Origin of the sequence: Xanthobacter tagetidis (assembly GCF_003667445.1) — a bacterium.
Classification (GTDB): Bacteria; Pseudomonadota; Alphaproteobacteria; order Rhizobiales; family Xanthobacteraceae; genus Xanthobacter; species Xanthobacter tagetidis.
The window spans coordinates 24,829-50,230 of sequence record NZ_RCTF01000001.1 but is presented as its reverse complement, the minus strand read 5'-3'; the positions used below and the strand labels follow the sequence as shown (position 1 = coordinate 50,230).

23 protein-coding genes are annotated in these 25,402 nt (G+C 69.9%); 14 read left to right on the top strand and 9 right to left on the bottom strand.

Annotation, left to right across the window (positions count from 1 at the left end; genetic code table 11):
* Window positions 1-116: 116 nt before the first annotated feature.
* Window positions 117-899, bottom strand: a complete 783-nt coding sequence (locus D9R14_RS00190; RefSeq protein WP_121621287.1) for a DUF1499 domain-containing protein — start codon at window positions 897-899, stop codon at window positions 117-119.
* Window positions 900-1,065: 166 nt separating this feature from the next.
* Window positions 1,066-1,767, bottom strand: a complete 702-nt coding sequence (locus D9R14_RS00185) for an HAD family hydrolase (protein ID WP_121621286.1) — start codon at window positions 1,765-1,767, stop codon at window positions 1,066-1,068.
* Window positions 1,768-2,043: 276 nt separating this feature from the next.
* Between D9R14_RS00185 and D9R14_RS00180 the strand changes: the two genes are divergently transcribed.
* Complete coding sequence (locus D9R14_RS00180; protein WP_170168425.1) at window positions 2,044-3,507, top strand: extensin family protein; 1,464 nt, start codon at window positions 2,044-2,046, stop codon at window positions 3,505-3,507.
* 300 nt (window positions 3,508-3,807) lie between these two features.
* On the opposite strand, the gene D9R14_RS00175 is transcribed toward D9R14_RS00180, so the two are convergent.
* Window positions 3,808-4,410, bottom strand: a complete 603-nt coding sequence (locus D9R14_RS00175; protein WP_184759574.1) for a L,D-transpeptidase — start codon at window positions 4,408-4,410, stop codon at window positions 3,808-3,810.
* A 316-nt stretch (window positions 4,411-4,726) separates the two neighbouring features.
* Here D9R14_RS00175 and D9R14_RS00170 point away from each other — a divergent pair, with 316 nt between their 5' ends.
* The 7 genes from D9R14_RS00170 to D9R14_RS00140 all read left to right on the top strand — a co-directional run bounded on the left by D9R14_RS00170 (window position 4,727) and on the right by D9R14_RS00140 (window position 11,346).
* A complete protein-coding gene (locus D9R14_RS00170) occupies window positions 4,727-4,939 on the top strand; it encodes a hypothetical protein (RefSeq protein ID WP_121621284.1) in 213 nt (70 codons plus the stop codon).
* Between the two features lie 142 nt (window positions 4,940-5,081).
* Window positions 5,082-6,062, top strand: a complete 981-nt coding sequence (locus D9R14_RS00165) for a magnesium transporter CorA family protein (RefSeq protein ID WP_121621283.1) — start codon at window positions 5,082-5,084, stop codon at window positions 6,060-6,062.
* Between the two features lie 92 nt (window positions 6,063-6,154).
* Window positions 6,155-7,633 (top strand): DNA repair protein RadA, encoded by a 1,479-nt coding sequence (gene radA, locus D9R14_RS00160; protein WP_121621282.1) that lies wholly within the window; start codon window positions 6,155-6,157, stop codon window positions 7,631-7,633.
* Between the two features lie 132 nt (window positions 7,634-7,765).
* Window positions 7,766-8,356 carry a CvpA family protein gene (locus D9R14_RS00155; RefSeq protein WP_121621281.1) on the top strand — a complete coding sequence of 197 codons (591 nt, stop codon included), beginning with the start codon at window positions 7,766-7,768 and terminating at the stop codon, window positions 8,354-8,356.
* A gap of 223 nt (window positions 8,357-8,579) precedes the next feature.
* Complete coding sequence (gene purF, locus D9R14_RS00150; protein ID WP_245420498.1) at window positions 8,580-10,058, top strand: amidophosphoribosyltransferase; 1,479 nt, start codon at window positions 8,580-8,582, stop codon at window positions 10,056-10,058.
* Between the two features lie 73 nt (window positions 10,059-10,131).
* Window positions 10,132-10,548, top strand: a complete 417-nt coding sequence (locus D9R14_RS00145) for a VOC family protein (RefSeq protein ID WP_121621279.1) — start codon at window positions 10,132-10,134, stop codon at window positions 10,546-10,548.
* Window positions 10,549-10,602: 54 nt separating this feature from the next.
* Window positions 10,603-11,346, top strand: a complete 744-nt coding sequence (locus tag D9R14_RS00140; RefSeq protein WP_121621278.1) for an SDR family NAD(P)-dependent oxidoreductase — start codon at window positions 10,603-10,605, stop codon at window positions 11,344-11,346.
* 9 nt (window positions 11,347-11,355) lie between these two features.
* On the opposite strand, the gene D9R14_RS00135 is transcribed toward D9R14_RS00140, so the two are convergent.
* Genes D9R14_RS00135 through D9R14_RS00120 form a run of 4 tightly spaced genes read right to left on the bottom strand, consistent with a single transcriptional unit; the run spans window position 11,356 to window position 16,692 of the window.
* On the bottom strand, window positions 11,356-13,353 hold the full coding sequence (locus D9R14_RS00135) for an acetyl/propionyl/methylcrotonyl-CoA carboxylase subunit alpha (protein WP_121621277.1): 1,998 nt from the start codon (window positions 13,351-13,353) through the stop codon (window positions 11,356-11,358).
* Window positions 13,354-13,355: 2 nt separating this feature from the next.
* The gene (locus tag D9R14_RS00130; protein ID WP_121621276.1) at window positions 13,356-14,990 is read right to left on the bottom strand and encodes a carboxyl transferase domain-containing protein; all 1,635 of its coding nucleotides are present in this window, start codon (window positions 14,988-14,990) and stop codon (window positions 13,356-13,358) included.
* Window positions 14,991-15,323, bottom strand: a complete 333-nt coding sequence (locus D9R14_RS00125) for an AtuA-related protein (protein ID WP_121621275.1) — start codon at window positions 15,321-15,323, stop codon at window positions 14,991-14,993. It abuts the gene before it with no gap.
* Between the two features lie 4 nt (window positions 15,324-15,327).
* On the bottom strand, window positions 15,328-16,692 hold the full coding sequence (locus D9R14_RS00120; protein WP_121621274.1) for an acyclic terpene utilization AtuA family protein: 1,365 nt from the start codon (window positions 16,690-16,692) through the stop codon (window positions 15,328-15,330).
* A 262-nt stretch (window positions 16,693-16,954) separates the two neighbouring features.
* Here D9R14_RS00120 and D9R14_RS00115 point away from each other — a divergent pair, with 262 nt between their 5' ends.
* Genes D9R14_RS00115 through D9R14_RS00100 form a run of 4 tightly spaced genes read left to right on the top strand, consistent with a single transcriptional unit; the run spans window position 16,955 to window position 20,518 of the window.
* Window positions 16,955-17,734, top strand: coding sequence for an enoyl-CoA hydratase/isomerase family protein (locus D9R14_RS00115; protein WP_121621273.1), 780 nt, complete (start codon window positions 16,955-16,957; stop codon window positions 17,732-17,734).
* A gap of 21 nt (window positions 17,735-17,755) precedes the next feature.
* A complete protein-coding gene (locus tag D9R14_RS00110) occupies window positions 17,756-18,241 on the top strand; it encodes a MaoC/PaaZ C-terminal domain-containing protein (RefSeq protein WP_121621272.1) in 486 nt (161 codons plus the stop codon).
* Entirely contained in the window at window positions 18,238-19,386 is a 1,149-nt protein-coding gene (locus D9R14_RS00105) for an acyl-CoA dehydrogenase family protein (protein ID WP_121621271.1), read from the top strand. The genes D9R14_RS00110 and D9R14_RS00105 overlap by 4 nt, the downstream gene beginning before the upstream one ends.
* Window position 19,387: 1 nt before the next feature.
* Window positions 19,388-20,518, top strand: coding sequence for an oxidoreductase (locus D9R14_RS00100; protein WP_121621270.1), 1,131 nt, complete (start codon window positions 19,388-19,390; stop codon window positions 20,516-20,518).
* 57 nt (window positions 20,519-20,575) lie between these two features.
* On the opposite strand, the gene D9R14_RS00095 is transcribed toward D9R14_RS00100, so the two are convergent.
* Together D9R14_RS00095 and D9R14_RS00090 are read right to left on the bottom strand one after the other, a co-directional pair.
* Window positions 20,576-22,555: a TRAP transporter permease gene (locus D9R14_RS00095; RefSeq protein WP_121621269.1), complete on the bottom strand. Its 1,980-nt coding sequence runs from the start codon at window positions 22,553-22,555 to the stop codon at window positions 20,576-20,578.
* A 31-nt stretch (window positions 22,556-22,586) separates the two neighbouring features.
* The gene (locus tag D9R14_RS00090; protein WP_121621268.1) at window positions 22,587-23,573 is read right to left on the bottom strand and encodes a TAXI family TRAP transporter solute-binding subunit; all 987 of its coding nucleotides are present in this window, start codon (window positions 23,571-23,573) and stop codon (window positions 22,587-22,589) included.
* Between the two features lie 223 nt (window positions 23,574-23,796).
* On the opposite strand from D9R14_RS00090, the gene D9R14_RS00085 reads away from it, so the two are divergent.
* Entirely contained in the window at window positions 23,797-24,579 is a 783-nt protein-coding gene (locus tag D9R14_RS00085) for an enoyl-CoA hydratase/isomerase family protein (RefSeq protein ID WP_121621267.1), read from the top strand.
* Between the two features lie 19 nt (window positions 24,580-24,598).
* Window positions 24,599-25,396 carry an IclR family transcriptional regulator gene (locus D9R14_RS00080; protein WP_121621266.1) on the top strand — a complete coding sequence of 266 codons (798 nt, stop codon included), beginning with the start codon at window positions 24,599-24,601 and terminating at the stop codon, window positions 25,394-25,396.
* Window positions 25,397-25,402 lie beyond the last annotated feature (6 nt).

Genomic DNA, 25,402 nt, shown 5'->3' with positions numbered 1-25,402 from the left:
TTGCGCGGTCGTGCTCCGGCCTGACGGAGCGCCCAGGGCGGCGCTCCGGGAATGGACCCTCCGGCCAAGCCGGAGGGTGACGGCGGCGAGCGGCGCCGTTCTGCCGCGCGCCCGCCTCAGCGCAGCTTGCGGCGCTCCACCGAGAGGTCCGCGAGCAGGCTCTCGATGCGCTCCGCATTGCCGCCGAGGTCGTGCTCCCCGTAGCGGGAGGTGGAGCGGGCATCCACCCGCGCGCCCTTCGGGGTGGAGCGGATGCGGATCACCACGTCCGAGCGGAAGCCCATGATGGGCGAGGTGGCCACCGCCTCGATGCGCCCGTCGCGCCGCGCGCCGCGCGGCGGCGTGGCGTCGATGATGCGCCAGCGCCGCTTCTGGATCAGCCCCAGCAGCGCGTTGAACGCCTCTTCCGGCGTCGCGTTGAGGTCCTGCGGCTTGATGCCGGGATAGGCGGTGCGCTGCGCGCCGGGCGGGCTGGTCGGCTGGTAGGCGACCGGGTTCGCCTCGCGCGGGCGGGCGAGCGCCAGCGCATGGAAGCGCGGCGGGTCCTCAAGGTCGGTGGTGATGTCGGCGAGACGCGGCAGCATCAGGCCGCGGGCCAGGACTGCCGCCGGACCCGCCACCAGCAGGAACGCGATCGCGACGCTCGCCATGGCCTTGCCGATGCCGCGCCAGCCGCTTTCCCAGATGATGAAGAAAGCCACCGTGCCGAGGATGCCGCCGGCCAAAGCGAGGCCGAGCCCCACCAGCAGCGTCGTCACCGCCGGGCGGAATTCCAGCAGGCCGAAGCGGTAGAGCACCGCGGCGAGCACGATCACCGGCACCGAGAATATGACGAGCCGGAAGCTCCACTGCGCGAGCGGAGACTGGCGCTCCTCCTGGTAGAGCCGGCGTTTTATCATCGCGTCCCTGTGTCCGAAGGCGTCCCGGCGGCGCTGCCGCCCGGACGATCCCGCTTCCGAGCCAAGGTTTTGCGCGCCCGGGCGGTCGTTTGGCAAGACCCTTGGAGAGGGCCTTGGCAGCGGCATAGGCCATCGCGGCAGGGGTGGCGCCGGTGCGCCCGTGCTCTTACGGGGCGAGCAGAGCGGGCAGATCGTCGATGCTGTCCACCACCGCGTCGGCATCCCGGTAGAGATGCTCCACCGGTGCCGGGCCGGAGCGCACCAGGATGAAGCGGGCGCCCGCCCCGCGTGCGGCGGCAAGGTCGTGGGCGCTGTCGCCCACCACGGCCACGGCGGCGAGATCGTGGCCGAGCGCTTCGGCGGCCGCCAGCACCATGCCCGGCGCCGGCTTCGAGCCGAAGCCGGAATCGTAGCCGTGCACCAGCGACAGGTACGGGGCGAGCCCGAGGGCCTCGGCCTGCTGGCGCGCGTTCGCCTCCGCATCATTGGTGACGATGGCGAGGTCGATGCCCCGGCCATGGAGGGTTCCGAGGACCGCCCCCGGCTGGCCGATGGGGGTAAGGTGCCTGAGGCCTGCCTCCGCGAACAGGCGGTCCACCTCGCCAAGGAAGTCCGCGCTCGCCCTCCGGCCCAGGGTCTGCGCCCAGAGCGGCCCGTAATGGGCGGAGGAGCCCGCCACCAGGGGCGAGGAGGGCAGGAAGCGCTGCTCGTCAGGCAGGAAGTGGCTCACCGCTTCCAGCCGCGCGACGGCCTCGGCGTCGCCCTCCGCCAGGGTGCGGATGACGTAGCCAGCGGCGGGACCCCAGGTGCGGTCGAAGTCCACCAGGGTGCCGTCCTTGTCGAGCAGCAGCGCCTTCAGATCCCGCATCGTCAACGTCTCCGGATGGCGCGCCCCCTGGCGGGCGCCCGCCGACCGGATACCCCGGCTTGCCGCGTTCGTGTAGGGCGGGCCGCGCATTTGCCGGTGGCCAGCCGGCCGCATCCGTGCCAGTGACGCGCCCTTGCCTTGCCGCACGCCGGCCACAGGAAGCGCACCACCGTCCGCCACCTTGCCATCTTCATGGATGCGATTCAGGTTTCCCGTATGGCGCCAGAGACATCGCGAAGTGCCGCAGTTCGGTGTCGGGCCGCCTCATGGGGGGTGGTGCTGGCATCGCTGGCGCTCGCCAGCGCCGGCACGGGGTTGGCGCTGGCCCAGGTGCCGGTGGCCCAGGTGCCGCTGCCGCCGGTGAAGCCGCGTCCTCCTGCCGCATCATCTGTGGAATCTGCGCCCGCTCCTGTGCCCGCCCCCGCGCCGGCCCCCTCGGCGGCGCCCCGCGGCCAAGCCCTCGCGGCGCCGACGGCCCGCCCACGTCTTCCCATCGCGGCGGCGCCCCTGCCGCGGCCGCGTCCGCCTGAACTGCTGGAGCTGGACGCCGAGGCCGAGCGCCAGCAGCAGGCGAGCGCCCCACCGGTGCCGGAGCCGGCGCCCCCCTTCGCCTTTCCGCCGCTGTTCGGGCCGACGCCTTCGCCGACGTTGGCCGATCCGCCGTCCGACCCATCGGCGCCGGAAGCCGCGCCGGCCTCCGCGCCGCTGCCACCTCCGCCGCCGGGGGCGGACACGCCGGCGCCCGTCCGGCCGGCGAGCCTTCCCGCGGCCTGCGCGGCCTTGGTGCAGTCGGGCGCCGTGGCGGCCGAGATCGACGCCGGCTTCGTCGCCAAGCCCGGCTGCGATCTGGCGGAGCCCGTGCGGCTGACCGCGATCCGCCTCGGCGACGGCAGGATGGCGGCGCTCAAGCCGGCAGCCATCCTGCGCTGCGAGACCGTGCTGGCGGTGGCGGCATGGGTGCGCGAGGACATCGCCCCGGCGGTGGCCGCCCTCGGCGCGAAGGTGGAGGCGGTGAAGGTGGCCGCCTCCTACGACTGCCGCTCGCGCAACCGCGTGTTCGGCGCCCGTATGAGCGAGCACGGCTATGGCAATGCGCTCGACGTGGGCGGCTTCGAGGTGACGGACCGGCGCAAGCTGGAGGTGGAGGGCGGCGGCTTTCCGCTCAGCCTGCGCAACCTCATGAAGGACAGTGCGTGCCGGCGCTTCTCCACGGTGCTGGGGCCGGGCTCGGACGGCTATCACGAGGATCACATCCACGTGGACATCGCCCAGCGGCGCGGCGACTACAAGCTCTGCCGCTGGGAGACCGCGGACAAGCCCAAGGTGGCCGCGCCCGTCCCCGTGCCCGCGCCGAAGCCTGCCGAAGGCGCGGCGGCCCCGGCCTCGGGGGCGCAGGAGGAGGAGGCCACGGGAGAGCCGGCGGAGGCGGATGCGGAAGAGGCGCCCGCCGCCGCCGCGAAGGGGGGCGCACCAAAGGGCCAGGCCAGCAGGGCGCCGGCCGGCAAGTCCCAGGGGGCTGCCGCGTCCGGCGCGAAAACCACCGGCACGAAACCGCCGTCCACCAAGCCCGCGGACGCAAAGCCCCCCACTGCCAAGCCCGCCACTGCCAAGCCATCGGACGCCAAACCGGCTTCCGGCAAGCCGGCCACGGGCACGTCATCTCAGGGCAAGCCGTCGCAGAGCAAGCCCGGCCCTGACACGTCAGGTAGCGATAGCCCCGGCAAGGACAAGAGCGGCTGAAGGTTTCGCTTGCGCGGGCCGCCCTACGCGCGTGCCCGCGAAGGGCCGGCCGTCGGCGGCAAACGCAGCACGTCGGCGATGGGCCGAGCGGCGGAACACCCTGCCGATCACCCAGCCGTCATCTGGTCCGATGATCTGGCCACCGGCGCCCGTACGGCTCCGGTGGAGGGGACCCGAATGCAGAACAGCCGCCACGGCCCGGCCGCCGGCGCTGCGGTGCAGCCGTTGCGGTGCAGCCGATGCCCAAACAAAAAGGGCGCGGCCGAAGCCGCGCCCTCAAAGCGTTTCCCGTGGATCGGGTCAGAGAACCACCACGTCGGCACCCATCGGGGCGCGATTGTAGAGGTCGATCACGTCCTCGTTCAGCATGCGGATGCAGCCGGAGGAGATGGCCTGGCCCAGCAGTTCAGGCTGGTTGGTGCCGTGGATGCGGAACAGGGTGTCGCGGCTACCCTGGTAAAGGTAGAGCGCGCGGGCGCCCATCGGGTTGTGCGGGCCCGGGCCGACATAAGACGGCAGGCCGGAAATGCGCTGGTGGATTTCGGGGGTAGGGGTCCAGCTCGGCCACTCGGCCTTGCGGCCGACCTTCGCCTGGCCGCGGAACGCCAGGCTCTCCTCGCCCACGGTCACGCCGTAGCGGATCGCCTTGCCGTCCTTCTCGACCAGATAGAGGTACTTGTTGGGCGTATCGACGATGATCGTTCCTGGCTTCTTGTTGGACGGATAATCGACGAAGTGCCGGGCGAGACGCCCTTCCGGCCGCACCTTCGCATAAGGGGCGGATGCGAGAAGCTGCTTGTCGCGCGGGTTCAGAACGGAATCCGGCGTGGGAGACATGGTCTCCGAGACGCAGCCGCTGAGCGCCACACCGAGCAGAAGTGCCCCAACCGCCCGCCAATTCATCTGTGCCTCATAAATGTCTGTTCCTCCCCGCGGAGGAATCAAAAAAGGATCGAGAAATGAATTACCCCAAGCCTCCACCGTCTTGAAGGGGATGCCGCTGCGTCGCCCGCGTGTTCTCACCCAGCGTTGCAGAAATGCCGCACGGCTTAGGTTTTGTGCAGCGAATTCGCGAATTCGCAAGCATTTGGGGGCCTGATCGTGGAATGACCTCGTAGGGGCCGCAGCGATTGCACAGTTTTGACGCAGTCGATGGCCATCTAGGAGAGGTCTTGCAGTAAGCGCCTCAAGTTTCGGGGCGTGCGATCAGGAGAGGGATATGTCTACCGACCAGCCGTCGCAGGGGCTCAGCCAGCGTAGCGAGGCCGAACTGAAGCGGGCGCAGGCCCAGCAGGTGCCCCAGTGGGGCGCGATCGGAATCTCGGCCGTGGCTGCCGCCGCGCACCAGAGCAGCGAGAAGCGCGCCGCCGAGATGAAGAATGCCGAGAAGCGCATCGTAACCCTTCGCGACATCGAGTATTTCGCCGCCTGAGCGGCAGGCGGCCCCCGGCGGACCATACCGCCGTGGGCGTGATCGGACGGAGGCGAAGCGTGCGCGGGGGCGCCGCCAGCCGATTTCCTCCGGACCGGGAGCGAGCTAGTAAGAGCGCTCCCCGCGGCCCGAGAGTCTTGCCATGCTCACAGCCTATGTTCCTGCCAACGGCAGCCTGACCGCGGTTCCCGTCACGGACCTGGCGGCCCTGCCGCAAGGCTTCGTGTGGCTCGATCTGGTCTCGCCCACTGAGGGAGAGGACAAGATCATCGAGCAGGCGCTCGGCATCGAGATTCCGACGCGCGAGGAAATGGGCGAGATCGAGCAGTCGAGCCGCCTCTATATAGAAGACAATGCGCGCTACATGACCGCGGCGATCCTCTGCGGCGCCGAGACCGAGACGCCGTTCGTCGCGGCCATCAGCTTCATCCTGGCCGGCACCAGGCTCGTAACCGTGCGATACGGTGATCCACGCCCCTTCACCACCGTCAAGCACAGGCTCGGCAAGGCCTGCCCCTTGAGCCTCGACGGCGAGAGCGTGCTGATCCAGCTGCTCGACGCGGTGGTGGACCGGGCGGCCGACGTGCTGGAGCAGATCGGCGCGGACGTCGAGCGCATCTCGCACAACATCTTCCGGCGCGAGCGCGTGGCGCGCGAGAGCGCCAACCAGCGCTACCGGGCCATCCTGTCCCATATCGGCCGCAAGGAGGGGCTCGTCTCCTCCGCCCGCGAGAGCCTCGCCTCGCTGCAGCGCATGCTGTCCTTCCTCGGCACCGAGACCGACGGCGTGTCCGTCACCAAGGACCACCGGGCCTCCATCAAGTCCATGAGCCGCGACGTGGCCGGCCTGTCGGACTATGCCGCCTTCATCGGCGACAAGCTGCAGTTCCTGCTCGACGCCACCATCGGCATGGTGGGCCTGGAGCAGAACAACATCATCAAGATCTTCGCCGTCATCACCGTGGTGCTCATGCCGCCGACCCTGATCGGCGCGATCTACGGCATGAACTTCAAGGATATGCCGGAACTGGACTGGGCCTTGGGCTATCCCATGGCGCTCGGGCTCATGCTGTGCTCGGCCATCTTCCCCTACCTCATCTTCAAGTGGCGCGGCTGGCTGTGAGGGCGGCGACCGGCGAGACGGGCGGCGCGCTCGCGCATTAGACTGCCGCGGCGGCCCCGGATTCGCGGGGCCGGCGGGAGACGTGCGCAGCCATGGCCAAGCGTGACCAGACGAGCTTTGCCTGCCAGGCGTGCGGCGCGGTCTATACCCGCTGGCAGGGCAAGTGCGACGCCTGCGGCGCCTGGAACACCATCGCCGAGGAGGCCGCCGCCGTCGCCCAGGCGGTGCCGGCCGCCCAGCGGGCCAGCCGCAAGGGGCGGGCGGTGGCGCTGGAGAGCCTCGAAGGCGCAGGCAAGCCGGCGCCGCGCCTCGTCTGCGGCATTGGCGAGCTGGACCGGGTGGCGGGCGGCGGCTTCGTGCCCGGTTCGGTGCTGCTGATCGGCGGCGACCCGGGCATCGGCAAGTCGACCCTTCTGGTCCAGGCCTCGGCCGCGCTCGCCCGGCGCGGGTTCAAGGTGGTCTATGTCTCGGGCGAGGAGGCGGTGGACCAGGTGCGCCTGCGCGCCCAGCGCCTCGGGCTCGCCCAGTCGCCGGTCGGGCTTGCCGCCGAGACCAATGCCGAGAACATCCTCGCCACCCTCGCCGCCGGCCCGCCGGTGCACCTCGCGGTGATCGATTCGATCCAGACCATGTGGTCCGACAGCGTCGAATCCGCCCCCGGCACAGTGACGCAGGTGCGCACCTCGGCCCAATTGCTGGTGCGCTACGCCAAGCAGACCGGAGCCTGCGTGATCCTGGTGGGCCACGTCACCAAGGACGGGCAGATCGCCGGCCCGCGCGTGGTCGAGCACATGGTGGACGCGGTGTTCTCGTTCGAGGGGGACGGCGGCCACCAGTTCCGCATCCTCAGGGCGCAGAAGAACCGCTTCGGCCCGACCGACGAGATCGGCGTGTTCGAGATGACGGGCGCCGGGCTCAACGAGGTGGCGAACCCCTCCGAGCTGTTCCTCTCCAACCGCGACGCGGGCGCGCCCGGCACGGCGGTTTTCGCCGGCATGGAGGGCACCCGGCCGGTGCTGGTGGAGATCCAGGCGCTGGTTGCGCCCTCGTCCCTCGGCACGCCGCGCCGCGCGGTGGTGGGGTGGGATCCGGCGCGGCTCTCCATGGTGCTGGCGGTGCTCGATGCCCGCTGCGGGGTGCGGCTCGGCGGCCACGACGTCTATCTCAATGTCGCCGGTGGCTTCCGCATCGCGGAGCCGGCCGCGGACCTCGCGGTGGCGGCGGCGCTGGTCTCGGCGCTCACCGGAGCGCCGCTGCCGGCGGATGCGGTCTATTTCGGCGAAGCGAGCCTCACCGGCGCGGTGCGTCCGGTGGCACAGGGGCCGGCGCGCCTGAAGGAGGCGGCGAAGCTCGGCTTCGGCCAGGCGGTGGTGCCGTCGGGCGGGGCGGAGGGGGTTGAGGGCATCGCCACGGCACCGGTTGCCTCCCTGGCGGCTCTCGTGGCGCAGATTGCCGCCCGCGCGCCGCGCCGTGCTCCCATGCGCGAGACGCAGGGCGGCGGCGGCCAGCAGGACCTGCCCCGGGACCGCGAGCGCGACGAGCGGCACCGTATGCTCGGTTCGGAAAGCTGAGGCGATCTGCGGAGATGACGCCGCCCGCGGCGCGGGCTATATGACCCGCGCGGCTCGTCCTTTCGGGGGGCGTGAGGTCGTGTCCCGCGCGGACGCCTTCGGGGTCGGCGCCCACCACGGATCATAGCACCGATGCCTGTGACTTTGCTGGACATCATTGTTATCTCGGTGATGCTGCTTTCCGGTATCCTCGCGATGGTTCGCGGGCTGCTGCGCGAGGTTTTCAGCATCCTGTCCTGGGTCGTCGCCGCCGGCGTCACCCTCTATTTCTACAAGTCGACCTTGCCCTACGTGAAGCCCTACATCACGCAGGACATGGCCGCGACCGCGACGACTGTGGCGATCCTGTTCCTCGGAACCCTGCTGATCGCCTCCATCATCACCGCGCGAATCTCCGACATGGTGCTGGACAGCCGCATCGGCCCGGTGGACCGCTCCCTCGGCTTCCTGTTCGGCCTGGCGCGCGGCCTTCTCGTCATGGTGGTCGCATTCATGTTCTTCAACTGGCTGGTCCCGGCCAAGACCCAGCCGCCGTGGGTTCTGGACGCCAAATCGCGCCCGGCGCTGCAAAGTGCGGGGGATTGGCTTATGGGCCAGTTGCCGGATGACCCTGAAAACACCATTTTGAACAAGCTTAAGAAGTCGCCCGCCGGCGACGAGGGCGACGCGCCTGCCGCGCCCGCCGCCCCGACCGCGCCGGCTCCCTCGGGAAGCGGGCGCTAGGCGCTTTGTCCCTCGCCCGCGTGCGGGGAGGGGCGGCCCGGCTCTTGGGCAGGGGTGCGAGTGGCCGGATCCTGCCGATCCGACCGCCCCGGACCCGCAGTGGGGGCACCACGAAGGCGGCGGGACCTGCCCGCCGGCCGAGCGATGCGCGGCACCGGCCGAGGGCCGCGGAGGTTTTGGAATGGACGCGCACAACGAGGCGGCGTCGGAAGGTGTGGACCATATGTCCGCGACCTATCCGGCGCGTTCGGATTTGGATCTCGACCTGAACGGCGATCGCCTCCGCGAGGAATGCGGCGTGTTCGGCATCTACAATCACCCCGAGGCGGCGGCCATTACGGTCATCGGCCTCCATGCGCTCCAGCACCGGGGCCAGGAGGCGGCGGGCATCGTCTCCTACGACGGGCGGCGCTTCCATTCCGAGCGGCGCCTCGGCCTGGTCGGCGATACCTTCTCCGACTCCCGGGTCATCGCCCGCCTGCCGGGCGACAGCGCCGTCGGCCACGTGCGCTACTCCACCACCGGCGAGACGCTGCTGCGCAACGTGCAGCCCTTGTTCGCCGAGCTGGACGCCGGCGGCTTCGCGGTGGGCCACAACGGCAACCTCACCAACGGCATCACCCTGCGCCGCCAGCTGGTGCGCGAGGGCGCCATCACCCAGTCCACCACCGACACCGAGGTGATCCTGCACCTCGTGGCGCGCTCCAAGAAGCCGCGCTTCATCGACCGCTTCATCGACGCCATAAGGTCGCTGGAAGGCGCCTATTCGCTGGTGGCACTCACCAACAAGAAGCTGATCGGCGCCCGCGACCCGCTCGGTATCCGCCCGCTGGTTCTGGGTTCGCTGGACGGCGCCCCCATTCTCGCCTCGGAGACCTGCGCTCTCGACATCATCGGCGCGCGCTACGTGCGTGACGTGGAGAATGGAGAGGTGATCGTCATCGACGAGGAGGGCGTGACCTCGTTCAAGCCGTTCCCGGAGATGGCGCCGCGCCCTTGCATCTTCGAGTACATCTACTTCGCCCGGCCCGATTCCGTGGTGGGTGGGCGCTCGGTCTACCAGGTGCGCAAGACCATGGGGCAGGTGCTGGCGCAGGAAAGCCCGGCCAATGCCGACGTGATCGTGCCGGTGCCGGATTCCGGCGTGCCGGCGGCCATCGGCTTCTCCCAGTTCTCCGGCATCCCCTACGAGCTTGGCATCATCCGCAACCATTATGTGGGCCGCACCTTCATCCAGCCGACCCAGTCGGTGCGGGACCAGGGCGTGCGCATGAAGCATTCCGCCAACCGCTCGGTGGTGGAGGGCAAGTCCATCGTGCTGGTGGACGACAGCCTGGTGCGCGGCACCACCTCGGTGAAGATCGTGCAGATGATGCGCGACGCCGGGGCGCGGGAAGTGCACTTCCGCATCGCCTCGCCGCCCATCACCCACCCCGACTATTACGGCATCGACACGCCGGACCGGGACAAGCTGCTCGCCGCCACCCATGATCTGGAAGGCATGCGGCGCTATATCGGCGCCGATTCGCTCGCCTTCCTGTCGGTGAACGGCGTCTACCGCGCCATGGGCTTCGAGGCCCGCGACCCGGCGCGGCCGCAATTCACCGACCACTGCTTCACCGGCGACTATCCGACCCCGCTCACCGACCGCTCCAGCCAGGTGTCGTCGCAGCAGCTCTCGTTGCTGGCCGAGGCGAGCTGAGGGGACCACCCCCTCACCTTGCGGCGTCTCCGGAGCGGCGGCATAAATCTGCCGCTACGGAAGGAGACGCGCCATGGTGGAAATGAACAGCTGGCAGCGGGGCCGGCTCATCGATCACATCCAGCTCGTCGTCCGCGACATGGAGGCCGCGCGCCGCTTCTACGGTGCCGTGCTGGAGGTGCTCGGCGTGCCGATCCTCGATGCGGACGGCTTCTTCTTCGCCGACGAGCTGTGCGTGAGCGCGGGCGAGCCGCTCACCGGCCGCGCCCACATCGCCTTCCAGGCGCCGGACCGCGAGACCGTGCAGCGCTTCCATGAGGCCGCCCTTGCGGCCGGCGGCACGGACAATGGCGGGCCGGGCCTGCGCCCCTATCACGCGGACTATTACGCCGCCTTCGTGCTCGACCCCGATGGCAACAACATCGAGGCGGTGTATCACGGGCCGGCCGAGCGCTCCGCGCCCTCGGTGGAGATCCGGGCCACAAGCTGAGCCCAAGACGCTCGGTCCAAGACGCTCAGTTCCCAGGTAAAAGGACATCCAATCGTGCCCGACCGGCCGCTTTCCGAGAAGATCGCCCTCGTCACCGGCGCCACCCGCGGCATCGGCGCCGCGACCGCCGTGGCGCTCGCCGCCGCCGGGGCCCACGTGATCGCCACCGGCCGCACCGAGGGCGCGCTGGAGGAACTGGACGACGCCATCAAGGCGGTGGGCGGCAGCGCCACCTTGGTGCCGCTCGACATGAAGGACGTCGATGGCATCGACCGGCTCGGCGGCGCGCTCTACGAGCGCTACGGCCGGCTCGACGTGTTCGTGGGCAATGCCGGCGTGCTCGGGCCGCTGACCCCGCTCGGCCATGTCTTTCCCAAGGACTGGGACGACATCGTCGCGGTGAACCTCACTGCCAACTGGCGCTGCGTGCGCTCGTTCGACCCGCTGCTGCGCCTGTCCACCACGCCGCGCGCGGTGTTCGTCTCCTCCGGCGCGGCGCACAAGGCGCGCGCCTATTGGGGGCCCTACGCCATAACCAAGGCCGGGCTCGAAGTGCTGGCGCGCACCTGGGCGGCCGAGCATGCCAACGCCAACCTCAAGGTGAACCTGTTCAATCCCGGCCCCATCGCCACCCGCATGCGGGCCAAGGCGTTCCCGGGCGAGGACCCGGCGACGCTGCCGAGCGCGGAGGCCGCCGCCGCCGCCATCGTGCCTTTGTGCCTGCCGGCCTGCGAGGAGACGGGGCGCCTCTACGACTTCCCCACCAAGCGCTTCCTCGACTTCCAGATGCCGGCCTGAGGCGGGCGCTCACGGCGCGAGGCGCACCAGCTTCTGGCCGGCCTCCACCTGCTGGCCCACCCGGCACGCCACCTCGGCGACGATCCCGTCGCGCAGTGCGGTGACGGGGTTCTCGAACTTCATCGCCTCGACCACCGCCAGCAGGTCGCCGCGCGCCACCCGCATACCGTCTTGCACCGCCACTGCGACGACGAGGCCGGGCATCTCGGCGCCGGCCCAGTCGGTGGCTTGCGCCGCGTCCGGACCGCTGCTGACCGCGCGCGCGACCTCCGCCCGCGCGCCGTCGAGGATCACCTCCACGGTGTCGGGGTGTACCATGGCACGCCAGTCATTCCCGTTCGCCGTGCCCTTCAGCAGGCCGCCGGCGGCGCGCCTGCCCACGACGTCCATCGCGCGGCGCCGGCCGAAGCCCTCGGCCTCCAGGCGCACTGTGCCGCCCTGCACCGCGAGTACATTGACGGTCACCCGCCCGCCGGCCGCCTCCAGCACCATCTCGCCCAAGCCGCCTCCCGCGAGCGTGCGGCGGCCGTAAGGCTGCCCGCTGGGCTGCCAGGGCGAGTGCCAGGGCGAGGCTGGGTTGTCGCCGGTCCCCATCGCCTCGAGGAGAATCGCCGCGCCCGCCACGGCGGCATGCGCCAGGGGATCGGCCTCGGCCAGCAGCTGCGGCAGCATGTCGTCGATGAAGCGGGTATGGACCGCGCCTACCTCGACCTCCGGCCGGGCCATGAGCGCGGCGAGGAAGCCGAGATTGGTCGCAACCCCCATCACCGTGGTCCCGGCGAGGGCGGCGCGCATGCGCGCCAGCGCCTGCGGCCGGTCGTCCGCGGCGACCACGAGCTTGGCGATCATTGGATCGTAGTGGGGCGGTACGTGGCTTCCCGCCTCGACTGCGCTGTCGATGCGCGCGCCGGCGGGCCAGGCCAGATGCGTGATGCGCCCCGGCGCCGGCCGGAATCCGGCGGAGGGATCCTCGGCATAAAGCCGGCACTCGACGGCGTGGCCGTGGGCGCGGATCTGCTCCTGGACGAGCGGCAGCGGCGCGCCTGCGGCAAGGCGCAATTGCCATTCCACGAGGTCGAGGCCGGTGATCGCCTCCGTCACCGGGTGCTCCACCTGCAGGCGCGTGTTGACCTCCAGATAGTAGAAGGCCCCGTCGGCACCGACGATGAACTCAAAGGTACCGGCGTTGCGGTACTTCACCGCCTTTGCGCCAGCAACCGCCGCCTCCGCAAGGCGGGCGCGCAGCCCGTCGGGCAGGCTGGTGGCGGGCGCCTCCTCGATCACCTTTTGGTGGCGCCGCTGGAGCGAGCATTCGCGGTCGAACAGATGAACCGCGCCGCCCGCGCCGTCGCCGAACACCTGCACCTCCACATGGCGCGGACGTTCGATCAGGCGCTCCACCAGGACGCGCCCGTCGCCAAAGCTGGAGCGCGCGGTGCGGATCGCCGAGGCGATCTCGGCGCGCGCATCGGGCCGGTCGACCACCTGCATGCCCTTGCCGCCGCCGCCCGCCACGGGCTTCAGCAGCGCCGGCAGGCCGGTGGCCGCGATCAGCCGCACCACCTCCTCGACCTCGTCGGAGGCCGCGTCCGCGCCGGGAACCACCGGCACCCCCGCCGCGGCCATCAGCGCCTTGGCGCGCGCCTTGTCGCCGAGCGCGGCGATGGTGTCGGGTCGCGGCCCGACGAAGATCAAGCCCGCCGCCTCCACCGCGGCGGCGAAGTCGGCATTCTCCGCCAGGAAGCCGACGCCGGGATGGATGGCGTCCGCTCCGGTCTCGCGCGCCGCGCGGATCAGCGCCGCCCCGTCGAGATAGGAGCGCGCTGCTGGCGCCGGGCCGATGCGCACCACCTGCGCCGCACCGTCAAGATGGGGCGCGCCGCGATCGGCGTCGGAATGGACCGCCACATAGGGCAGCGCGAGCCGCGCGCAGGTTCTACCGATGCGGCGGGCGATTTCGCCGCGGTTGGCGATCAGGAGCTTGCGGATCGGAAGGCTGCCGCTCATGGCTACATCCGGAACACGCCGAAGCGCGTCTCCCCCTTCGGGCCGCCTTTGGCCATGGCGAGTGCGAGGGCGAGGAAGGCGCGCGTATCCTCCGGCTCAATCACCGCGTCCACCCACAGGCGGGCGGCGGCGTGGATCGGGTGGCTCGAGGTCGCGTAGGTGGCGCGGATCGGCGCCTCGAAGCGCGCCCGCGCGTCGGCGTCGAAGCTCTGGCCGGCCTTTCGCAACTGCTCCTCGCGCACCAAACCGAGCACGGTCGCCGCCTGCTCCCCGCCCATCACCGAGGTGCGCGCATTCGGCCACATGGCCATCAACCGCGGGCCGAAGGCGCGCCCGCACATGGCGTAGTTGCCGGCGCCGTAGCTGCCGCCCACCAGCAGGCTGAATTTCGGCACCGCGGCGGTCGCCACCGCGTTGACCATCTTGGCCCCGTGCCGGGCGATGCCGCCCGCCTCGTACTCCTCGCCCACCATAAAGCCGCTGATGTTGTGCAGGAACAGCAGCGGCACCTGGCGCTGGCAGCACAGCTCGATGAAGTTCGCCGCCTTCTGCGCGCTCTCGGCATAGAGCACACCGTCATTCATCAGCACGCCGACGCGGTATCCCTCGATGGCAGCGGTGCCGCAGATGATGGTGCGGGCATAGCGCGCGCGGTATTCGTCGAGCCGGCCGCCGTCGATCAGCCGGGCGAGGATCTCGCGGGCGGGCAGGCGCTGGCGTGGGCTTTGCGGGATCAGGTCGGCGATCTCCGACGCCGGGCGGAGCGGTGGCTCCGGGGGCAGATCGGGACCAGGCAAGGGCAATGCGGGCGCGCGGGCGAGGATAGCGCGCACCGTTGCCAGCGCCGCGATGTCGTCGTCCGCCAGGTGGTCAGCCACCGCGCTCCGGCTGGTGTGCAGGTCAGCGCCGCCCAGCGTCTCGGCATCCACGACCACGCCGGTCGCCGCCTGCACTAGTTGCGGACCGCCGAGGAATATGGTGCCAGTGCCGCGCACGATCACCGTCTCATCTGCCATGGCGGGGATATAGGCGCCGCCCGCCGTGCACGAACCCATGACGGCGGCGATCTGCGGCAGGCCGAGCGCCGACATCTCGGCCATGTTGCGGAAGATGGCGCCGAAATGGTGCGCGTCCGGGAAGATTTCCTCCTGGAGCGGCAGGAAGGCGCCGCCCGAATCCACCAGATAGATCGAGGGCAGGCCGTTCTCCCGCGCCACCTGCTGGGCGCGCACCTGCTTCTTCACCGTGAGCGGGTAATAGGTGCCGCCCTTCACCGTGGCGTCGTTCGCCATGATCATGGCGAGGCGCCCGCCGACGCTGCCGACGCCGGTGACGATGCCCGCCGCTGGCACCGGCTCGTCATAGACGCCGTGGGCGGCGAGCGCGCCGATCTCCAGGAATGGAGTCGCCGGGTCGAGAAGCAAAGCGATGCGCCGACGCGCGGTGAGCTTGCCACGCGCCTGATGCCGCGCCACCGCCTCGGCCGGTCCTCCGGCGGCTGCGAGGCACCGCGCCGCCTCCACCGCCGCGCACTGGCGGCGGAACGCCTCGGCATTGTCGGCCGCGGGCTCGCGCGCGGCTTCCGGCCTGGGCTCCGGCTCGGCTTCCGGCGCGGGGCCGTCCGGCGGGGCGGTCATTCAGGCGGCCTCCGATCCGCCCGACGGCATCACGGCTTCCAGGCGCAGCAGACCGTTGCCCATGGCTTTGCCGGTCTGGTCGAGGCGCAGGGTCCGGGTCGCCCCGCCGCCGAGCGCGCCGCGCATGATCACCACCACGGCCTCGATATTGTCCATGGGATAGATTTCGACGGCGCCCTGCACCCAGTCGCCGAACAGCGCCTTGACGCGCTCGGGCGTGAGGCTCGCCAGGAGCACCGGATAATCCTGCGGCCGGCGGGCGATCACGCCGACCGAGACCACGTCGCCCTTGTCACCCGAGCGCACATAGGCGAAGTCGCGAAGCAGGGGCATGGCTTCAGGCCTCCAGGATCGAGACGCGCTGCGTCACCACGGACTGCGGCACGAGGGTCGGCCACACGCCGTAGACCGGGCGCGGCTTCATGGGGGTGCCGAACGAGGTGCCCCCCGGACCCATGATCCACAGCTGGGCGCAGGCCCGGCGGACCTTCTCCGCCTCCTGGCGGCTGGCGGTGTGGACCGCGACGCGCAGCCCGATTTCGGCCGGCTCGTAGTCCGGCATGGGTGACGCCGGCCCGTGCAGCATGTTGATGCCAACGAGGTCGAACTGCACCGCGTCAGCCTTCAGCTTCAGCCGCTCGAAGCGCTCGCCCAGTGTCTGCTTTGCCTTCTCGGCGCGCCCCAATGCGTCGGGCCAAGGGAAAAACATCATGCCCTCGCCGATCCAGCCGTCCTCATAGCCCACCACCAGTTTGAGCGTCTCGGGGCGCGGGCCGCCGCCCATGTCAGTGAGCCGCACCCGGTCCGGCCCGATCTCCTCGAGATGCACCCGGGTGAAGTCGGCGACGCCGTCGGGCATCAGGTAGCGGTTCGGATCGCCGATCTCGTAAACCAGGTGCTCCTTGACCGTGAAGCGGTCGACCCGCCCGCCGGTGTGGTCGAGCTTGGTGATGACCGCGGTGCCGTCGGCGTCAAGCTCAACGATGGGAAAGCCGACGCGGCCCATGTTGGGCATCTCGTCGAAGCGGGAGGACATGCCGCCGGTGGTGGCGGCCGCGCACTCCACCACATGGCCCACTGTAATGGCGGCGGCGATGCGGTCGGTATCGGATGCGCCGTAGCGCCAGCCGAACGCATGCATCGCCGGGCCCACATAGAGCGCGTTGTCGGACACCCGGCCGGCGATCACCACGTCCGCCCCCTGGGCGAGCGCCTCCACGATGCCCGAGCTGTCGGTATAGACGTTGGCGGCCACCACGCGGTTGCGGATGGCGGAGAAGTTGGTGTCGCCGGTGTCGAGGTTGGTGAGGTCGGTGCCGGCCGCGATCAGATCGTCGAGCCGGTCCATCACGTCATCGCCTTCGACCACGCCGATCCGCAGGCCGGCAAGGCCGAGCTCGCGGGCGAGCTCGCGGATGCGCTCGCCCGCCGCGCGCGGGTTGGCGCCGCCGCCATTGCAGACGATGCGCGTCCCGCGCGCGCGCGCGATCGGAAGAAGAACGGATAGGTGCGCGGGAAGATCCGGAATGTATCCCGCCTCTGGGTCCTTCAGGCGCTGGCGCTGGAGCAGCGCCATCGTGAGCTCGGCGAGGTAGTCCATGGACAGAAAATCGAGCGCGCCCCGCTCCAGAAGCTCGACCGCCGGGTCGAGGGCATCTCCCCAGAAGCCGGAACCAGCCCCGAGCCTCAGCGACCGCCTCATCCGCACCACTCCCGAAAAAACGTTCGCCCGCAACGCCCAAGGGAGGCCGCGCCGCGCCGGGGCAGGTCCCGCAGGATCCGGATCCTGGCGGAGGGTGCGTCGCGGCCGAGGGGAAAGTCAAGCATATTTCGAAAATGAGTTCCGCAAGATGGATTTTTGTTTGACCCGCCGCCGGCCCCGGCTCTAAGCTCCGGAGACAGAAGGACGCCGCCGAGCGCCCCGGCCCGCCATTGGGCCAGTCCTGGAGGAAGGGCCCCTCGCCATGGAGGCGGAAGAGGTCGAGTTTGCCGTCGCCGACGGCATCGCGCGCGTCACCCTCAACCGGCCCGCACGCCGCAATGCGCTCAGCGCCTCGATGGCGAACGCGCTCACCGCCGCCTGGGAGCGCATCGATGCCGATGCGTCGATCGGCGCCGTCGTGCTTGCCGCCGCCCCTTGCGGCACCTTCTGCGCCGGCATGGATCTCAAGGAGATGGCGGCTGTCCGGGCAGGTGGCGCCGATCTCCTCGCGCGCATCGCCGACCCGTTCCAGGCGCGCCTGCGGACGGTCCAAAAGCCGGTGGTCGCGGCGCTCGGCGGGCATTTCAGCGGCGCCGGCATGTTGCTCGCTATGGGCGCCGACATCCGCGTCGGCCTCGCCGGATCGCGCGCCGCCATCTCCGAGGCGAGGTTCGGTCGCGGCACCGCATGGGCGGTGCCGCTGCTGTGGATGCTGCCGCAGGCGGTGCTGAGCGAGATGGTGCTCACCGGCGCGCCCGTGCCCGTGGAGGAGCTGTGGCGCCACGGCTTCGTCAACCATCTGGAGCCGACGCCGGAGGCGGTGCTGGCGCGCGCCTGCGCCGTCGCCGCCGCGATCGTCCGGAACGCGCCGCTCTCGGTGTTGGCCGCCAAGGCGACGCTCGCCGCGGGCATGGACCTCGGCTGCGCGGCCGGGCTGGTCCGCGGCGCTGAATTGCATCGCGCGGTCTATGCCAGCGCCGATGCCGAGGAAGGCCCGCGGGCCTTCGCCGAAGGGCGCCCGCCGGTCTGGCAGGGCCGGTGACCAGGAAAGGATGAGCGAAAAATGATCGACCAGCCGTTTCCCGAACTGAAGGTAGGCCAGGCCAAGGTCTCGCGCGGGCGCACCCTGACCGAGACCGACGTGGTCAATTTCTGCATGCTCACCGGCAACTGGCTGGAGATCCACGCCAACGAGGAATTTGCCAAGACCGCGCGCTTCGGCCGGCGGGTGGTGCAGGGCTCACTGGTCTTTTCAATCGTCAACGCCCTGCTGCCGTTCGATTCGAGCGTGCTTGACGCCTTCTACGGCGTCGACCGCCTGCGCTTTCTCAGGCCCACCTTCATCGGCGACACCCTGTGGGCGCGCGCCGAGATCCTCGCGCTACGCGCGAAGGACGGCGGCGGCGGGGTGGCGACGCTCGAACTGGTCGGCGCCAACCAGCGCCGGGAGCACGTCATGCGCTGCGAGTTCAGCCTGCTCATCCGGGGCGCGCGGCTGCTGCCGCCCGCCAATGATCCCTTCACCCTTGCGGAGCCCGCGGCGAAATGAATTTCCTCAACAGCGAACAGAGCGCCTGGCGCGACACCGTCGACCGCTTCATGGAGAAGGAGATCACCCGCGAGTACATCCGCAAGGAGGATGAAGCGCGTACCTATCCGTACGAGGGGTATGAAAAGATCGCGCAGGAAGGCTGGCTGCGCCTGCTGATCCCCGAAGACCATGGGGGCTATGGCGGCGACATCTTCGACTACGCGCTCATGTGCGAGGGGCTCGGCAAGTTCGGCTTCGACTTCGCGACCGCCGTCCTGGTGCCCACCTTCACCGCCATGAATATCGTGAAGTTCGGCAACGACGCGCAGAAGGCGGAATACTTGGAGCCGTTCATGAGCGGCGCGCGGCGCTTCTCCATCTCCATCTCTGAGCCTTCGGCCGGGTCGGACGCGGCGAGCACGCGCACCCGCGCGCATCGCGACGGCGAGGAGTTCATCATCAAGGGCCAGAAGCTCTGGTGCAGCGGCGCCGCGGCGCGCAACGTCACCATCCAGATGCTGGTGCGCACCGATCCGCAGACCGAGAAGCACAGGGGCCTCTCGGTGCTGCTGGTGCCCAACGATACGGCCGGCGTGGATATCCGCCGCCTGCCGACGCTGGCGCGGCGCGCCACCGGCACCACCGAGATCTTCCTCGACGACGCGCGCGTGCCCGCCGCCAACCTGCTCGGCCGCGAGGGGCAGGGCTGGGAAATCATCACCGATCACCTGGAACTGGAGCGCATCGCGGTCTCGGCCGCCTATGTGGGCAACGCCCAGACCGCGGTGAACGACGCGCTCGTCTATGCCCACGAGCGTGAGCAGTTCGACCGGCCGATCTTCGACTTCCAGGTGATCCGCCACATGCTCGCCGACATGCAGACCCAGGTGGACGCCGCGCGGCTCCTGGTCTACCGCGCCGCCGAGCTCGCCTCGCGGCACGAGCCCTGCGCCAAGGAGGTGGCGATGGGCAAGCTGTTCGCCTCCGAGACGCTCCAGACCGTCTCGCGCATGGGCATGCAGATTCTCGGCGGGCACTCCATGCTCCCGGCCTCCGACATGGAGCGCTATTTCCGCGAGGGCATGCAGAGCACCATCGGCGGTGGCACCTCGCAGATCCAGCGCACCATCATCGCCAAGGGCATGCACCAGGGCCTTGGCTGAGATGGCCCGGCTGTTCCAGCCGCTCGACCTGCGCGGCCTGAGGCTGAAGAACCGCGTCGTGGTCTCGCCCATGCAGACCTACAGCGCGCCCGAGGGCTTGGCGACGCCTTGGCACCAGGCGCATCTGGCGCGCTTCGCCCTCGGCGGGGCGGGGCTGGTGATGGCGGAGGCCACCGCGGTGACCCCTGAAGGGCGCTCCACGGCGCTTGATCTCGGGCTCTGGGAGGATGCGCAGGCGCGCGCGCTCGAAGGAGTCGCAGAGGCGGTGCACGCCTGCGGGGCGGCGTTCGGGGTGCAACTCCAACATGCCGGGCGCAAGGCGGCGACCTCCGCTCCCTGGGAGGGTTTCCGGCCGGTGTCGGATCCCGCTGGTGCAGACGTGCTCGGACCCACGGATGTGCCGGCCGCGCCGGGCGCTCACGTCCCCCGCGCCTTGGGTCCGTCCGACAGGATCCGGATTGTTGAGGCCTACGCGGCGGCCGCCCGGCGTGCCGATGCGGCGGGCGTGGACCTGGTCGAGATCCACATGGCCCACGGCTATCTGCTGCACAGCTTCCTCTCGCCGCTGTCCAACACCCGGGTCGACGCTTATGGCGGCCCGATCGAGGGGCGCATGCGCTTGCCACTGGAGGTGGTGGCAGCGGTGAGGGCCGCATGGCCGCCGCACAAGCCGCTCGCCTGCCGGATCTCGTCCGTGGATGGGATCGGCGTCGGCTGGTCGCTGGAGGATTCGCAGGTGCTCGTGACGGCGTTGATCGCCGCCGGGGTAGACCTTGTGGACTGCTCCTCCGGCGGCATGATCCTGCCCCGCAGCGACATGATGGTGCCCCGCGGCCCGGGCTTCCAGATGCCGTTCGCGAGCCGGCTGAAGCGGACGACCGGGGCATGCGTGATCGCCGTCGGCGGCATCACGGAAGCGGCTGAGGCCGAGGCGGCGCTGGCGCGGGAGGACGCCGACCTCGTCGCCCTCGGCCGGGAGATGCTCGCCAATCCGAACTGGGCGCTCCACGCCGCCGACGTGCTCTTAGGCGCACCGGGATGGGACCTCTGGCCAAAGCCATTCGGCTGGTGGCTGGCGCGGCGCTCCCGTGCCGCCAGCCGTTCGGCTCAGGACGGCTCCAATCGCTCCTGATCGCGGCATCGATCTCATGAACCTATCAATGAGCGGTGTCGGGGTTTTCCATCGCGCTCACTCCGACCCGACACGCCCCGTGAGCTTGAAGGTGGCCGGCTGGGCTTCCGCGGCGTCGGCCGGCCGGGGCTCGCGAAAGTGGCTCACCGCCGCCAGCGCCGCGATCATGGCAAGTCCGACGATGTCGCTCCAGGCTGCCGGGTAAAACAGCAGCGCCGCCGCGCCATAGACGAAGATGCGCAGCGGCCAGTTCAGCGGGCCGAAGAAATAGCCGGTGGAGGCGGCCGTGATGGCGATGATGGCGATGCTGGTGACGCCTGTGTCATAGGCGATCTGGAGCCAGGACCCCTCCATCAGCACGCCCGTGCGGAAGATGAATAGGAACGGGATCAGGTAAAGCCCAAGCGCCAGCACCACTGCGTGGCCACCGACCTTCCAGAAGTTCACCTTGGCGATGGATGCCGCCGCGAACACGCTGGCGCAAACCGGCGGCGTGATGGCGGACAGGATCGCGAAGTAGAAGATGAACAGGTGCGCGTTCAGCGGAGCGACGCCGAGCTTGATGACGATGGGCGCCGCCACTGCCGCCGCCAGGATGTAGGAGGCGGTGGTGGGTACGTCCATGCCGAGCACGATTGCGAGCACCGCGGTGAGGATCAGCACCAAGATGATGTTCTCGCCGGACAGCGACAGGATCAAGCTTGAGACCTTGACGCCCGCCCCGGTGGCGGTGAGGACCTTCACCACGATCGCTGCACAGGCCAGCAGAACTGCGATCATGGCGATCGCCTTGCCGGCCTCGTAGAGGCCTTCCAGCACCTGGCGCAGATATTCGCGGTAGGTGGCGCCGAGGTCGCGCGAGCGGCCCTCGATCAGGCATTGGGCGCCGCGCAGGATTACCTGTGTCCCGATCAGCGTCGCCACTGCCGTCGCGCCCGCGAGCGTCGGCGTGAGGTCCATGGCAAGCATGAAGATGAGGACGCCCACCGGAAGGTACATGGGCAAGGCGGTGTAGGGATCGAGCAGCTCTCGCGCGGCTGGCATCTCGGAGCGTTCCAGCGGGCGGATGTTCATCTTGCGCGCCCGGAAGCCGACGCTGAACCAGATCGTGAGGAAATAGAGGAGGGCAGGGATCAGCGCCGCGACGACGACGCTGGAATACGGGATGTCCAGCATCTCGGCCATGATGAAGGCGCCGGCGCCCATCACCGGCGGCATGATCTGGCCGCCCGCCGAGGCCACCGCCTCGATGGCGCCAGCGTAGCTCTTGGTGTAGCCCGCCCGATGCATGGTGGGGATGGTGATGGGACCGAGCGCCATCACGTTCGCCACGGCCGATCCGGTCACCGTGCCGAACAGCGCCGAGGAGGCAGTGCACACCTTGGCCTGCCCGCCCCAACTGCGTCCTGCGATCAGGGTGGCGAGCTTGATGAATATCTCTGTCGCCCCGGTGCTGAGCAGCAGGGCGCCGAAGATGATGAACACCGCGATTACCCGCGTGCCCATGTCGACCATGTAGCCGAAGATCGTCTCCGTGGAGGCGTAGGTGGTCTCGATCAGGGTCAGTGTGGAGACGCGCGGCGGCTGCCACGGCCCGCTCACATAGCCGTAGCCGAGATAGAAATAGAGCAGGCCTGCAAGCGCGAGCAGCGGCAGGAACCAGCCGATGGTCCGGCGCGCCCCCTCGAGCACCAGGGCGAGCGCGAGGAAGCCGAGCACGATGTCGAAGGACGTCAGCTCGGCCATGAAGTCGGACAGGCGCTGGTTGTTGAGCGCTACGTGGAAGCACACGTAGTAGCCGGCCAGAGCGAGCGCGATGTCCCCCATGCGGCGCCAGGTGCCGCGGCTGCCGTCGGCCGCCGCGAGCAGGAACACTGACCCGAGCCCGAGCCCGAGAAACAGTCCTCGCTGGACCAGAGGCTCCATCATCCCCGCGAACGAGGTGTAGATCTGGAACAGGGCGAAGCCGATGAGGATGATCCGCAAGGCCTGCATCGTTCCCTTGTCGAGCCAGCGGTCCATGGTGCCCTCTGCCATCACGTGCCTCGGACGTTCGGAGCCGCGGGGATTACTGCGCCGACTTCCAGTAGGCGAGCGCACCGGGATGGACGTCGATGCCGATGTCGATGGTCCCGAGCAGCGACTTCTTGAAGTCGTAGACCTTCAACTGCGGCCAGACGTTGATGAGAATCTGCCGGTTCTTGTCGATGGCCTCGGCGATTTTCCTGGCCGTCGAGTCGTTCATCAGCGACAGGCGCGTCGCATAGACGATCGGCACCGAGGGGGTGGTGAAGGCGGGATTGTCCTTGATGAAGCCCGCCGGGATGGTGACGAAGCTGACCCCGGGAATCTTGGCGAGCACTTTTTCCTGCTGCTCCTTGGTGAAGCCGAGGATGCGCATGTCCACCTTGGTCATCAGCTCGCGCAGGGTCGCGTCGACGCGCGAGGCGGCGGCGTACTTGGAGTAGCCCACGAGCTGGTTGTTGCTGACGCCCTCGATGGCATCGTTGACCGTGCCGTAGATATAGCGCGGCTTGATCCCGAGCAGGTTGAAGCTCTGGGTGATGAGCAGTTCGCCGCCGCTGCCGCGGATACCCGGCGTGAAGTTCTTGCCCGAGAGCCCCGCGAGGTCGGTGACGCCGCTGTCGGCCCGCACGGCGATGTTGATGATGGAATCGTCGTACGGGTAGAGCGCGACCAGGTCGTTCACCGCCTTGCCCTCGAACTGGCCCGTGCCCTGCTTGGCCTGGACGAAGACGTCGCCGGCGACGAGGCCGAGGTCGATCTCGCCCCGTACCAGCCGGCGCACGTTGTCGACGCTGGCGCCGGTCTCGACGACGGTGACTGTGGTGCCCGGATTTCCCTTCTCGATCGCCTGCGCCATGCCGACGGCCACCTGGTAGTGGCTCGACGTGGCGTTGGTGGCCCCGAGCGTGAGGGTTTCCGCCCCCGCCGGCAGCGCCAGGAGCACGGCGAACGCCCCGCCGCAGAACAGGGGCGACGCGCTGCCGCGGCCCGTGAGAAGCCCGATGGCGCGCGAGAAGAGTCCCCGCATGTCGTTCCTCCAAGGTTTTTCTTTTCGGACCCCGGTTGGCGCCGGCGGTCACGGGACGAATGCCGCCAGCGCTTGCGCACGCGCCGGTCCGGTCGCCCCGATGGTGCTGAGAGTCGCACAGATCGGAGGGAAGCACAACACATTTTGAAAATTCGTTCCGCACAGTGATTTTTTGATGTAGCCTCACGTCCGTGCCATCATTCGGCAAGGAACGGAATCGGTGATGCTTCCCGACGAGATTGTGCAATTCGAGGTTTCAGGCGGCCTCGCCACCATCACCCTGAACCGCCCGGAGCGGCGCAACGCGCTCTCCGTCGCCGCCGCCGAGCGGCTGTTCGACCTCTGGGAGGAGGTCGACCGGCGCCTCGATATCCGCGCCGTGATCCTCACCGCCGCGCCCTGCGGCACGTTCTGCGCCGGCATGGACCTCAAGGAGGCGAGCAGCATCGGTGCCGAGGGCGGCGACGTGCTGGAGATGATCCGCGACCCGTTCCACGAGCGCATGCGGCGGGTGCGCGCGCCCATCATCGCCGCGATGACCGGGCACTTCGCGGCTGGTGGATTCCTGCTTGCGCTCAATGCCGACATTCGCATCGGCGTCGCCGGCACCAGCGGCGGCATCACCGAGGCGAAGCGCGGGCGCGGTTCGCCCTGGGCGGTGCCGCTGCTTTGGCAGATGCCCCAGCCGGTGGTGATGGAGATGGTCCTCACCGGCGAGAGCCAGCCCATCGAGCGTCTCCACGCCCTGGGTTTCGTCAACCATGTGGAGCCGACCGCCGAGGCCGTGCTGACGCGGGCGCGGGAACTGGCTCGCGTCATCGTCGCCAATGCGCCGCTCTCGGTGGCCGCTGGCAAGCAGTCGCTGCTTAGGGCCATGAGCCTGGGCTGCGACGACGGGCTGGCCGAGGCCAAGCGCATCTACCGCTCCGTCTACGACAGCCGCGACGCCCAGGAAGGACCGCGCGCCTTCGCCGAGAGGCGAGCGCCGGTCTGGACCGGGACCTAGCGGCGGGCCGGGGCAGATCATGGCGCCATCCAAGGACAAGGCCACTGAGGTCGTATCGCTGGCGCGCGGGCTTGCCATCCTACGGGCGTTCCGCGCCATCGATGCGCCGCTGGGCAACAAGGAGATCGCGGAGCGCACCGGGCTGCCCAAGGCGACCGTGGCGCGGCTTGCCTACACGCTGTGCGCCATGGGCTATCTTCGGCAGGTGGGGCCGCACGCGCAGTACCATCTGGGCGACAAGGTCTCGACCCTCGGCTACACGGTGCTGCGCACACTCTCGGTGCGCCAGGTGGCCGGGCCGCTGATGCAGGCCATGGCCGACCGGCATGAAATGTCGGTGGCGCTCGGCATCGGCGACGGCGCGGACATGATCTATCTGCACTATTGCTCGGGTCCCGAGACCATCACCATGCGCCTGCACGTCGGTGCCCTGGTGCCCATCGCCCAGTCGGCCATGGGCCGCGCCTACATGTGGGCGCTGGCGCCAGCGGCACGCGAGGCCCACGTCGCGGCGATCCGCGCCGCCGCCGGAGGGTCCGCCGACGCGGTGGAGGCGGGCCTGCGCGAGGCGATCGCCGAGGTGGACCGGCGCGGCTTTTCGGTTTCGTTCGGCGACTGGCGCCGGGAGATTTTCGCGGTCGGTGCGCCGGTGTGGCTCGACCGCGGCGAGACCATCCTCGCGCTCAATTGCGGCACCCGGCGGCGCGACCTCGATCCGGCCCGGTTCCAGGAGGAACTGGGGCCGGAGCTGATGGCGATGTCGAGCGAGATCGGCCACCGCATGGATCAACTGGGCGCGAGCTTCTGGGGCGACTGACCTTCC